Below are 10,995 nucleotides of genomic sequence, written 5' to 3'. Positions count from 1 at the left end.
CACCTTGCTTTATCAAGTAGGTGACCCCGTTTAGCCGGAGTACGGGAACAACCGGTAGGCCGCATCTAACAGATCGCGGGAAGCAGAGCCGCAAGGCTTTCGCTGGACGGTCAACGCAAGACGGAAACCCCCGTGGTTTTCCATATGGCCGCGTTTTGCGCCCGTAAAGCGCTGTTTTTCCGTCCGGGTGAGACTCCCGGGGCCGAGGTCCCCTGTCACCCCAGGGAAAATTTTCCATGGAGGTGTAAAGCCTGGTCATGGGGGGCCGGGTTTACAAAAATCTAACTTATTGTTAGGTATTGTGAACTTTTTTGAACCAGGTTTTCAATTAGATAACGAGGCCTAGGAGATTATTGAGGAAAGCCCTCCCAAAAAGGAAAGACGTGCCGTATTACTTATTTAGAAGGAATCCCCACCAGGGGCAAACCCGGTGAAAACCAGGGGCGCAAAGCCAAGGGGCCTAAAGCGGTTGATTCGCTACGGCAGCCCGGCTGCTGGGGAAAGGAAATAAACTCTTCCCCGGTAGCTGACGGTCCAGGAAAGAGGAGGTGAGGTCCGGCAAACCGGGGACGTTTTTTGAGTTAGCTTCTGGCGAAAAACTTTGTAAAAGGAGGAAGCAGGAATGAAGAGAAAAACCAGGTTGTTTCTCAGCGCGTTAACTTTGGTTATTTTCCTTTTCGGAACGGTTGGGACGGCGTTCGGCATGGGTAAGAAGGATTACGGCAGAATGGATAATACCGGCACGGAAAAAGAGCTCCAGGAGAGTTCTACCGCGGAAGATGTATACCAGCATAAAGAAAAGCGTGATTTTGAGGTCAAGACCCGCACGCGCAACAAAGGCGACGAGTTTCAAGTGAAGGTGGAGGAAAGACTTGGGCGGGAAATCACCGAAGGGATCGATGACGAGGAGTTAACCGAACCGGGAGCGAAGGGCCTCGAAAAGCGCATCGCTGAATTGGAACGGAAACTGACAGAAGACCCTGGCGACCAGAAGCTCCTCTGGAAGCTGGCGGTTGCCTACCGCAATACCGGGGAATACGACAAGGCCATTGAAACATTAAAAGAGCTGGAAGGACAACTGCCGCACCCGACAGCCAAGGTTGCGGTACTCCTGGCCCAGTGCCTGAAGTCCAAGGGTGACAAGGAGGCGGCACTGGCCGAACTGGAAAAGCTGCTTGAATCGCCCACAACCGTGTCAGGTGCCGTATACGCCTACAGGGCCATCCTGAAGGAAGAACTCGGCAAGGCAGGAGAAGCGTCAGAAGAAATGGAGAAAGCTATCGCCGCTGAACCCGGAGATGAGGACCTGTACAAGAAAGCTGGCGAACTTTACAAGAAGGCGGGCAAGAAAGGCATTAAAGTGTTCGTAAAGGGCAAGAAAACCAACTTTGACGCCGAGCCGTTCGTGAAGGAAGGCCGCACCATGGTGCCGGTCCGGGCGATTGCGGAAGCCCTGGGCCTGGACGTGAAATACAAAGCCGGCGCGGTTGTCATCACGAACCCGGCCAGCGGGAAGACGGTGACCCTGTACCTGGGCCGCACCGAGGCAAAGGTCAGCGGGCGGAAAGTGACCCTCGACGTGCCCGCGCAGGCGATCCCGCCGGGCCGGACGGTCGTCCCGCTCCGGTTCGTGAGCGAGAACCTGGACGCGAAGGTCAACTGGGTCGAGGACGGCCAGGTGGTGGCGGTCAACTAACGGCGAAAGCAGAAATAAAGCCGGACATCCCTTTTCCGGGGTGCTCGGCTTTTTATTTTTTTTTGCAACTTACCATGGAAGGAGAATGTGCGTTGCCTTCTACACCCCTAACAGAAACGCCATTTACAGGATTCTCAACCAGCGAAAAATCTGATACAATGATCATACTTGTTGGGTGGACATCTCTAGTGATACTGTTGGCGCAGTACCACGCACTACAGAGATGTCCTTTTCCTTTCTTTAAGTTATGGTCATTATATCCATCTATTTCTGGATAGGCAATACCGTCAGCTTCTGGGCTTTTTAACTCAGCCCCAACATATTATGTCAAAAACAGTTTTTTTGCGAAACTAGGGAATTTCCTCTTGCAAAAAAACATTCTTACACCTCTTCAAAGTTAGTATAAGATAATTAAACGGGGCAACCAGTATAAGATGGTAACGGAAATTTTTAGAAGTAGTGCAGGAATATTAAAACTAACCGAAGAAATTCCCCAAATGATAGGGGCTGATAATAATTGCTAACCTACAAGCAGCTTCAGGCGGCCCTGGAAAATACCAAAATTGAGATAGATGTACTTAAAAAACGGATTAAAGAAACCGATGATCCCCGGGAATCTTGTAATCTCACCAGAAAACTCAGGGAGTTGCAATATAAGCAGCTTTGGCACCTAGAAAGGCTGCAAAACTTGTGGGAGCAGGGTGATACCAGCGATTAATCACTACACTTTAAACCTAATCCAGCAACAATCCTGCATATTCTCAAGACGGTTATGGTAAATTTCATCCTGGCCCCGGCCCCGGCTTCTGCTGGGGCTTATTTGTTTATTGAATATTTTCACAAAACAAGGAGGAGATTGAGAGGGAATATAGAAGATACCTTACCAAATATTACACAGGGTGGGTTTTGTAACATTGGATCTTAGGATTAACGTAATGGATTGGTCATATACAGAACTGAGCAATCTTGTAGGGCAATTTTTGCCGCATTTTCACTTTCCCTCTATAAGAAAAACGATTTGGTTAGATTTCTCTAATTTAGATTTTGCTAAAACACATGTCCTTTTAATGGTTGGTTGTTTTGCGAAATATCTTCAAACACAACGTTTATTAAATAATTTTTATTGTGTAATACCAAGGAAAATAGATGTACATAGATATATGTCCCGGTTGGATTTTTACAAAATGATAGGAGCCAATGTTGAGGAGTTGTTTACAAGGCAACCTTCTTCTGGTAGGTTTGTTGAAATTTGCCAAACTAACAAGGATAATACTTTTGATGTAGTAAGTGACGACTCCCCACGTTAAAACGTGAGGCTTCTCGGTTCATCCGGGCTGCTACCGCCGCCCGTCCCCGAAGGCCCCGTCCGGGCCTTAATTTTTACGGTAGTTATACTGCTCGTTTCAAAATGTTAATGGCAGCATTTACATCCCGGTCTATAGACAGACCGCAAGCCGGGCAGTGGTGCCACCTTTGAGATAGCTTTTTCTTCACTTCGGCACCACACCGGGAGCATAGTTGTGATGTATGCTTGGGATCAACTTCAACTACCTTACGGCCGGCACTCTCAGCCTTGCTCGTTAGGATTAGTCTGAAGTTCCCCCAGCCGGCATCAGCAATACTCTTGGCCAGGTGGTGATTCTGGGTCATATTCTTAACCTGCAAATCTTCAATGGCTATCATATCGTACCGGTTTACCAGGGAACAGGCAACCTTATGGTGCAGATCCCGGCGCTGGTTAGCCACCTTTTCGTGGCACCGGGCCAGATCCCGGACAGCCTTCTTTCTGCGGTTAGAACCTTTTTTCCTGCGGGATACCCGGCGTTGGTGCTGCTTTAGTTTCTTTTCTGCCTGGCGTAATTGCCGGGGATTATGAAACATTTCTCCGTTTGAGGTGGTAAGAAATTTCTCTAAGCCCATGTCTATGCCACAGACTTTACCGGTAGGCGGTAGTGGTACTGCATCTATCTCCACTGAAAAGCAGGCGTACCATTTGCCGTTCTGCCGCCGGATGGTTAGTGTCTTAACCTTACCATCCATGGGACGGTGCAGTTTTATTTTCACCGGGCCTATCTTTGAGAGTACCAGACGGTTATCTTTCAAAGAAAACCCAGACTGCGGGTAAGTAAAACTGTTATATCTTTGGGCTGGCTTAAACCTGGGATAGCCCGGGGTCTCCCCAGCTTTCACCCTACGAAAGAAAGCCCGGAATGTCTTATCCACCCGCCGGGCCACATCTTGAAGTACCTGTGAAAAAACTTGTTTAAGCCGTGGGTCATCTTCTTTCTTGATAGGCAAAGCTTTTATTTGCTCATAGCAGCTAAGGCTAACCCCGAATATTTCCCAGGCTTCCCGGCGTTCCTCCAAGAACTGGTTATACACCAGACTGCACAGGAAGCAGATTTCATGCATCTTGTGAGATTGTTCTTTTGTTGGATAGAGCCGGTACTTGTAGGTTTTAAGCATAGTGACACCTCAGCAATTAATATCCATATCTAAAATTTACCATACTCAAAAGAAAATACTCAATACTTAAAAACCAAGCCGCCTTTCATCCCCGGACTGCGGTCCAGGGTTTTCCCGGCGGCTAAAGTATAAATTAAAACAATTAACTCGAAATCGCCTTTTACAAAGAGAAAAATAAACAGAGTCACATAAAAAGACAAGAGTAAGTAAGGGCAGGATTTCTACCTGCCCTTGCATAATTCTAATATAGTTTCAATATAATACCTACTTTGCCGGTTTGGTTCTGTTACACCCAATTCCCAATTTCGTATAACTGAAGGATCTAAACCACATAGGTCAGCAAATTCATTCTGTTTTAACCCCAACATATACCGAAGATTTTTAAACCTTACAGTTAGCTTTTCTGAATAAAAATCATTCGGAACGATAAGAAATACGCCAGGGGAAACACAGAATAATTTAGCAAGCCTTAATGCAGTTGACACTCTGGGAATCGACTTATTATTCTCAATACAGCGGATAGTCTCATGTGATAAGCCTGTTAGTTCCTTTAACTGATAAACACTCAATCCGGTATCATGCCTTAAGCACCTCAATCGGTCACCAATAAGTTGGGCCATGTCTACTCCGACCAGGGGTGGGATCTTACTCAAGGCTTCTTTAACAATATGCTTTGTTCGTAAAATATCTCTTTGATATTGATTAAGTTCCACCGCTAGGTCAAAGGTGTTATTACTGTTCCACTGCTGGTGTTGTCCACATCCTCAGCGTGTCCGGCTATCATGTGGGCGTGGTTACCGTCATCCTGCTGGCCTTGCTGCGGTTGCTGAGGGTGCCTGGCCGTTTTATCGCATGGGTAGCCATTCCGGTACTGCTCTTTTACGCTGTTATGACCGGTCTGGGGCCGGCGGTTTTTCGTTCCACCATAATGGCCATGCTGCTTTTGCTGGCTTATCATTTGGGGCGGCAGCCCGACTGGCCCACCACCCTGGCCGCCGCCGCGGGCATCATTTTGATCTGTAATCCTTTGGATCTGTATGATATCGGCTTTCAACTTTCCTTTGCCGCCACCTGGGGTTTGCTGTATTTAACACCCAAACTGGCGCAGCTCCTTCCCAAGTTCCCCGGAAATATGTCTTTGCTGATTACCGTACCCCTGGCCGCCCAGCTGGCTACGCTGCCGCTGGTGGTCCTCTATTTCAACCTGGTGTCGCCGGTTTCGGTACTGGCCAATTTACTGACGGCTCACCTGGTTGCCCTCATTATGCTGTTTGGCGGTATTTCCCTGTTATTTGGTTTGATCTTGCTGCCTCTGGCCGGTTTTGTCAATGTGGCCACAGGATTGCTGACAGATCTGTTCCTCTGGTTGGTGCAGTTCTGTAGTTCTCTCCCCGGGGCGGCCTGGTACATCCCAACGCCGCCCCTGTGGCTGGTGTTTGTATATTATCCGGTGCTGGTGGGCCTTTTTGAACTACTGAGGCGTCCTGACTGGCAGACTGTAGTAAAACAACTTCTGGGGAACATTGCGAAAGGGCGCAGCTACAGAATCGTTGTCGGTTTTCTTTTATTCCTCATACTGACCTTCACCTGGTTGGCCTGGCCGGTTGATCATAGGCTGGAGATACATTTTATCGATGTGGGTCAGGGGGACAGTGCGCTCATTTTAACACCAAACGGGGGTGCTGTTCTGGTGGATGCCGGCGGCTGGCGGGATGAATTAATTACGGGCAGGGGGGCCGGCGACCAGGTGGTGGTGCCTTACTTGCACAGACTGGGGATTAATCGCCTGGATGCATTAATCATTACCCACCCCCACACGGATCATGCCGGCGGAGCCCGGGCGGTCATCCAGGCCATACCTGTGAAGATGGTGGTGGTCTCCCCCTACGGATTGGCAGGGGAAGACGAGGTAGATAAAGGGTATGATATTTTACTAAAAGAAATCAGGGACAAGGGTATACCCTCTCACCCGGCGCTGGCCGGAAACCGGTTAAAGGTGGATCCTGACATAACCCTGCGGTTTTTATCCCCACAGGAAAAATATACCGGAACACGCTCGGATGCCAACAACAGCAGCCTGGTGATGTTATTGGATTATCAAGGGAGGACTGCGCTGTTCACAGGAGACATAGAAACAGAGGCAGAGGAGGATTTAGTCCAAAACGGACATCTTCCCAAATCAGAAGTTTTGAAAGTGCCCCACCACGGCAGCGCTTATTGCCACCCGGATTTTTTTGCCCAGGTATATCCGGAGGTTGCCGTCATCTCCGTGGGGGCCAACAACCGCTTCGGCCACCCGGCCCCCGGGACGGTGGAAGCATTAGATAAAATATGCCGTAAAGTATACCGCACAGACAAGCACGGGGCGGTTATAGTAAAAACCGACGGCGCTAAATGGCAGGTAAGTACAGGTAAATAAAGGTCAGGGTGACGGTTTTCCTGCCTAGAACCAATCTTATAAAAGGACATAAATGTATAAAAATCAAAAGGGAGCGGTTTAGAATACTTAAGGGCTTTAAGGAAATTAATGTTCTGCTGGCCAATGATACATTTAACACGCTATTAAATTGCGATACCATTAAAATTACACAACTCAACGCCATCATAGCCTTACTGATAAAACTTGGCATTCCCTTTGATTTGGAGTACTCGCCGGGAACAAGACGGCTGGCAGCTGCCGCTGAACTGACCATCTATATTAATCCCTCTACCACGTTAAACTTTACTTTGAATTTCGAAGCCGGTGACAGTATATCTGGAGGAATTACATGATTTTCATGCTGACGCCGACTTGTCCAAGACATATGAAAGACCGGGGTACAGCGCCTATCATATATTTACAACCTGCTTTGCGAAAGGGCTGCCTGTCCGATTATGACGGAAACCCTTTGTGAACAGTATGTTGCTGTAATATAATAACTGTAGTAGAAATACGAGAGAATTCTGGAGAGGTGATATTTAATATGGCTATCGTGGAGGTTACCGTGATTCCCCTGGGAACCGGCAGTACCAGTTTAAGCAGCTTTGTGGCCGGTTGTGTGAGGGTATTGGAACAGGCGGCAGGTATTAAATACCAGCTAACCCCTATGGGGACAGTCATTGAGGGGGACCTGACAAGGGTTATGGAATTGGTCCGCCAAATGCATGAGCAGCCCTTTTTGGTAGGGGCCTCCAGGGTCAGTACCACCATCCGCATCGATGACCGGAGAGATAAAGAGGGCACCATGCAAGGAAAGGTTGCTTCGGTTGAAACGAAATTAATGACACCGGGTGGCACGGATTAAATGGAGTATTATAAAGGATTGCTGAACAGCCTGGCAAGGGGACAAATATCCCCGGTTTACTTGTTTTACGGCGAAGAGGAATATCTGAAGGAAAAGGCCGTGGAGAAATTTAAGGAGGTATTACTCCCCCAGGCAGCGGATTTTAATCTGGACGTTGTGGATGGCGAAGAAACCGACTTGGCAGCCGTTGTTTCCCTGGCGGAAAATTTGCCCTTCCTGGCTGAGCGGAGGTTGGTCATCGTGAAAAATACCCCCTGGTTTTCCGGCAAGGGTAAGGCCAAAGGCGACGGGGAGCAGGCGTCAGAGGACGGTAAAACAAGCGGCAAGGAAGCCATCCTGTTAAATTACTTGAGCAATCCTTCACCCACCACCTGCCTCATTTTTATGACCGGGGAACCGGTGGATCGCCGAAAAAAACTTTATAAAGCCGTTGGGTCCGCAGGACAAGCCATCGAATTTAAAGCCCTGAAGCAGGCGGAAATGGTTTCCTGGGTAACTCAAAAGATAAAGGCTGCGGGTAAAAAGATTGACCCGGCAGCCGCCAGGGCCCTGGTGGAGGCCAATGGCAAATTGGGACTGTTGAACCTGTCAAACGAAGTTGAAAAACTTCTTACTTACCTGGGGGAGGGATCGGAAATCACCCTCCGGGATGTCCGGCAGGTGGGAGTTATGAATGTAGAGCAGAATATTTTTACTGTGGTGGATGAGGCAGTGGCCGGTCACACCTCCCATGCGCTGGCGGGAATTCGGGAGTTACTGGCCCTCAAGGAGCAACCCCCGAAAATTCTGGCCATGCTGGCACGCCAAATTCGCATCGCCATTCAGGTGGAAGCGCTGGTCCGGGAAGGCTGCCCGGAAAGGGAGGTGGCCGGGAAGTTGGGCCTCCAAGATTTTGTTGTCAGAAAGGCTTTACATCAGGCCAGAAAAAGCGGTTCCCGTAAACTGGAGTGGGCCTTGGAACAGATTGCAGTTATCGATGCGGACATCAAAAAGGGCCGGCAAGATTTCCTGCCGGCCATTGAAAGCACTTTAATCAAGTTCAGTCAATTGTAGCAGAGGATGATTGTCTGGAAAGAATGTAAAAAACCACCCCGGCAGGGTGGTTTTATTGATTAACCAGCAATTTTGTTAAAACGCTTGGTTAGGCGAGATTTTTTTCTAGCTGCGGCATTTTTATGTAAAACGCCTTTGGTAACAGCTTTATCAAGAGCAACCAGGGCTTTACGCAGAGCAGTCTGCGCCACTTCCCGGCTGGCATTTACCAGAGCTTCTTCGTATTTGCGAATGGCGGTTTTTACAGCGGATTTAATACTGGCGTTCCGAATGGTGCGCTTCCGTGTAAGTTCAACCCGCTTAGCAGCAGACTTAGTATTAGGCAAATTTTCTCACCTCCCCAACAAGCAGTATTTTACCACGCTCAAATTTAAAATGCAAGCAACTTTCGTATATCATAACCGATTTTGGTAAATGATAATGACAGAATTCATGACAGGAGGTGATTATTTTGTTGGGCATGGTTGTCAGGTTCATCGTTTCAGCGCTGGTATTAATCGTGGTAAGCTGGCTTTCGCCCGGTTTCGTAGTGCGTGGCGGTTTCATTGGCGCCCTGATTGCTGCTGTGGTCATTGCCGTCCTGGGCTACATAGCCGAAAGTTTACTGGGTGACCGGGTATCGCCTCGGAACCGCGGACTGGTTGGTTTTGTGACAGCGGCGGTAGTCATTTACCTGGCACAATTTATTGTTCCTAACCTGCTCAATGTCAGCTTGTTTGGCGCATTAATTTCTGCCTTTATTATCGGTCTTATTGATGCCTTTGTACCCACGGTTGTTCGATAGTATAAACTTGAGAAACCTACCTGCCAGGTAAGGTTTCTTTTTTGCTTTGGCAGCTAAATATGCAGGGTAATTGCATAACATACCCTCCATTCGTGGGGCATATCCTTAATTATACAAGCCCCGGCGGGGGGTGGTTTTTATCCATAGGTACTATCGGGGAATCAGAGTTAAGACAAAAAGAACCGCCTCTATCCTTTCCATCGTTTTTATTGGCTTGTTTTGGGCCGCGTTGCTGTTCGGCGGCCTCCGGTTGGGAGATGAAACCGCCGGGAAAGCGCTGGTTCAATCAGCAGACTGGTTGGTTCGCAAAATGTTTCAGGACCCCAGGGGAATGATTCTGGCGTCAATGCCCGCTTTGGCCTGGCAGGATACTCCCGAGGAAATGGAAAGTCCCGGCCGGGCATTGCTGTCCTGGCTGACAGGAGTTGCCGGCATCGACGGAAACCCTGCCGGTATCCTGCGGGCCCAAATGCCGTTGTTGGGGCAGATTAGTCCACCGGAGGTAACGGTCATCGCCGTCGATCCTGCAATACCGGAAATACGGGAAGATCTGCAGCCTGGACAAAGGAACGGCCAGGATGTGCTGGTGGGAATTTATACCACCCATACCGGAGAAACCTATACCTTAACAGACGGCATCGACCGGTTAACCGGCCAGCGAGGCGGCGTGGTGACGGTGGCGAAGGCAGTACAAAAAAAACTGGAAGACAAATATGCCATTCGGGTTGTTCTTTCGGACCGTATTCATGATACCCGCTATGCCACCTCTTATTTGGAATCTAAAAAAACCGCCCGGGAAATGGTAGAAAAAAACCCGCACATGATTGCCTTGCTGGATATTCACCGGGATGCGGGGCGGACCCGCCAGGAAAGCCTGGTGGAAGTAAAAGGGAAAAAAGTGGCGCCGATTTTAATTATTGTTGGTTCCGATGCAAGGGCGCCCTTTCCCAACTGGAAGCAAAACTATCAGTTTGCCTGCCGCCTGGCAGACAAAATCAATGAGCTGTATCCGGGTTTATGCATGGGGGTCAGGGTTAAGGAGGGCCGCTATAACCAGTTTTTACACCCCGGGTCCCTGTTGCTGGAAATTGGTACCGATAACAATTCCCTGGAAGAAGCGGTGGCCAGCGGGGAAATGCTGGCGGATGCCTTGGCCAAGGTGGTTCAAGAGGAAATAACCACCAGGAAGATCCCGCAGAAGGAAGAAAAAGCGCCGGCAGGTCTTTCACCGGGCGAGATGGAAGAAAATGTATAGAGGTTCATTAAAAGGCACATCCTTATGAGGGGGGAGGTGCCTGTTTTTATTATGAGAAACGCGCTGTTTGTGGTTGCCCTGAGCGCCTTTTTTGCGGCTGTAGGACTGGGGGTATACACCGCCAATAAGTATTTTAATGACATTGTTTTACCGGAGCGGCCCGTATATTTATTCAACCTGACCGAACAGGAGTCCGGCGTCATGCAAATTGAACTGTTGGGAGAAACCCTGGCGGCGGATCTCCCGGTTGCCAAAGACAGGGCTGACAGATGCCTGCGAGTGGCGGAACAAAAGTGGCAGGAGATAAAAACAAATCCCCTGGTAAATGAACAGGCAGCCAGGGTCAAAAGGGTAATGCGGGAACAATGGAATGCCTGGATGTCATCCGATAAAGTGAGGGCGGTTTACCAGCGAATAAAAGAATAGATCCAGGGTACGGGTGTACAAGTTGAAGCAA

General features: G+C 49.0%; 12 protein-coding genes, 1 pseudogene and 1 riboswitch. Of the genes and pseudogenes, 10 read left to right on the top strand and 3 right to left on the bottom strand.

Annotated features, from left to right (window positions below):
- The first annotated feature begins 410 nt into the window (after window positions 1-410).
- A riboswitch (cyclic di-GMP riboswitch) is annotated at window positions 411-499 on the top strand.
- Between the two features lie 123 nt (window positions 500-622).
- The 3 genes from BUB67_RS13760 to BUB67_RS16235 all read left to right on the top strand — a co-directional run bounded on the left by BUB67_RS13760 (window position 623) and on the right by BUB67_RS16235 (window position 3,003).
- Window positions 623-1,696: a stalk domain-containing protein gene (locus BUB67_RS13760; protein ID WP_073239984.1), complete on the top strand. Its 1,074-nt coding sequence runs from the start codon at window positions 623-625 to the stop codon at window positions 1,694-1,696.
- A gap of 517 nt (window positions 1,697-2,213) precedes the next feature.
- Window positions 2,214-2,414 (top strand): hypothetical protein, encoded by a 201-nt coding sequence (locus tag BUB67_RS13755; RefSeq protein WP_073239983.1) that lies wholly within the window; start codon window positions 2,214-2,216, stop codon window positions 2,412-2,414.
- A 217-nt stretch (window positions 2,415-2,631) separates the two neighbouring features.
- A complete protein-coding gene (locus BUB67_RS16235; RefSeq protein ID WP_143157091.1) occupies window positions 2,632-3,003 on the top strand; it encodes a hypothetical protein in 372 nt (123 codons plus the stop codon).
- Between the two features lie 82 nt (window positions 3,004-3,085).
- Here the strand turns inward: BUB67_RS16235 and BUB67_RS13750 are convergent, their stop codons facing one another.
- Both BUB67_RS13750 and BUB67_RS17455 read right to left on the bottom strand, forming a co-directional pair.
- Window positions 3,086-4,162, bottom strand: a complete 1,077-nt coding sequence (locus BUB67_RS13750; protein WP_073239982.1) for an RNA-guided endonuclease InsQ/TnpB family protein — start codon at window positions 4,160-4,162, stop codon at window positions 3,086-3,088.
- 221 nt (window positions 4,163-4,383) lie between these two features.
- The gene (locus BUB67_RS17455) at window positions 4,384-4,782 is read right to left on the bottom strand and encodes a helix-turn-helix domain-containing protein (protein WP_073239981.1); all 399 of its coding nucleotides are present in this window, start codon (window positions 4,780-4,782) and stop codon (window positions 4,384-4,386) included.
- A 131-nt stretch (window positions 4,783-4,913) separates the two neighbouring features.
- Between BUB67_RS17455 and BUB67_RS13740 the strand changes: the two are divergent.
- The 4 genes and pseudogenes from BUB67_RS13740 to holA all read left to right on the top strand — a co-directional run.
- Window positions 4,914-6,581, top strand: a pseudogene (locus BUB67_RS13740) (DNA internalization-related competence protein ComEC/Rec2); the annotation flags it as partial.
- A gap of 8 nt (window positions 6,582-6,589) precedes the next feature.
- The gene (locus BUB67_RS13735; protein WP_238457065.1) at window positions 6,590-6,934 is read left to right on the top strand and encodes a hypothetical protein; all 345 of its coding nucleotides are present in this window, start codon (window positions 6,590-6,592) and stop codon (window positions 6,932-6,934) included.
- A gap of 191 nt (window positions 6,935-7,125) precedes the next feature.
- Window positions 7,126-7,446 carry an MTH1187 family thiamine-binding protein gene (locus tag BUB67_RS13730; protein ID WP_073239979.1) on the top strand — a complete coding sequence of 107 codons (321 nt, stop codon included), beginning with the start codon at window positions 7,126-7,128 and terminating at the stop codon, window positions 7,444-7,446.
- A complete protein-coding gene (gene holA / locus BUB67_RS13725) occupies window positions 7,447-8,499 on the top strand; it encodes a DNA polymerase III subunit delta (RefSeq protein WP_073239978.1) in 1,053 nt (350 codons plus the stop codon).
- A 59-nt stretch (window positions 8,500-8,558) separates the two neighbouring features.
- On the opposite strand, the gene rpsT is transcribed toward holA, so the two are convergent.
- Window positions 8,559-8,825, bottom strand: a complete 267-nt coding sequence (rpsT, locus tag BUB67_RS13720; RefSeq protein ID WP_073239977.1) for a 30S ribosomal protein S20 — start codon at window positions 8,823-8,825, stop codon at window positions 8,559-8,561.
- A gap of 134 nt (window positions 8,826-8,959) precedes the next feature.
- On the opposite strand from rpsT, the gene BUB67_RS13715 reads away from it, so the two are divergent.
- The 3 genes from BUB67_RS13715 (at window position 8,960) to BUB67_RS13705 (ending at window position 10,964) form a co-directional block, all read left to right on the top strand.
- Window positions 8,960-9,283: a phage holin family protein gene (locus BUB67_RS13715; protein ID WP_200798179.1), complete on the top strand. Its 324-nt coding sequence runs from the start codon at window positions 8,960-8,962 to the stop codon at window positions 9,281-9,283.
- Between the two features lie 130 nt (window positions 9,284-9,413).
- Window positions 9,414-10,538: a stage II sporulation protein P gene (gene spoIIP, locus BUB67_RS13710; RefSeq protein ID WP_084127755.1), complete on the top strand. Its 1,125-nt coding sequence runs from the start codon at window positions 9,414-9,416 to the stop codon at window positions 10,536-10,538.
- A 51-nt stretch (window positions 10,539-10,589) separates the two neighbouring features.
- Window positions 10,590-10,964 (top strand): hypothetical protein, encoded by a 375-nt coding sequence (locus tag BUB67_RS13705; protein ID WP_143157090.1) that lies wholly within the window; start codon window positions 10,590-10,592, stop codon window positions 10,962-10,964.
- The last annotated feature ends 31 nt before the right edge of the window (window positions 10,965-10,995 follow it).

It is taken from the genome of Desulforamulus putei DSM 12395 (genome assembly GCF_900129195.1).
In the GTDB taxonomy this organism is placed as follows: Bacteria; Bacillota; Desulfotomaculia; order Desulfotomaculales; family Desulfotomaculaceae; genus Desulfotomaculum; species Desulfotomaculum putei.
Note: the sequence above shows the minus strand (reverse complement) of the source record. Positions and strands in the feature narration are given on the sequence as shown.

Bases quoted from the DNA above. Each gene is read 5' to 3' on its own strand.
- BUB67_RS16235 (WP_143157091.1), top strand. From the start codon at position 2,632: ATGGATTGGTCATATACAGAACTGAGCAATCTTGTAGGGCAATTTTTG.
- BUB67_RS13705 (WP_143157090.1), top strand. From the start codon at position 10,590: ATGAGAAACGCGCTGTTTGTGGTTGCCCTGAGCGCCTTTTTTGCGGCT.
- BUB67_RS13715 (WP_200798179.1), top strand. From the start codon at position 8,960: ATGGTTGTCAGGTTCATCGTTTCAGCGCTGGTATTAATCGTGGTAAGC.
- BUB67_RS13730 (WP_073239979.1), top strand. From the start codon at position 7,126: ATGGCTATCGTGGAGGTTACCGTGATTCCCCTGGGAACCGGCAGTACC.
- BUB67_RS17455 (WP_073239981.1), bottom strand. From the start codon at position 4,782: ATGGCCCAACTTATTGGTGACCGATTGAGGTGCTTAAGGCATGATACC.
- holA (WP_073239978.1), top strand. From the start codon at position 7,447: ATGGAGTATTATAAAGGATTGCTGAACAGCCTGGCAAGGGGACAAATA.
- BUB67_RS13760 (WP_073239984.1), top strand. From the start codon at position 623: ATGAAGAGAAAAACCAGGTTGTTTCTCAGCGCGTTAACTTTGGTTATT.
- BUB67_RS13750 (WP_073239982.1), bottom strand. From the start codon at position 4,162: ATGCTTAAAACCTACAAGTACCGGCTCTATCCAACAAAAGAACAATCT.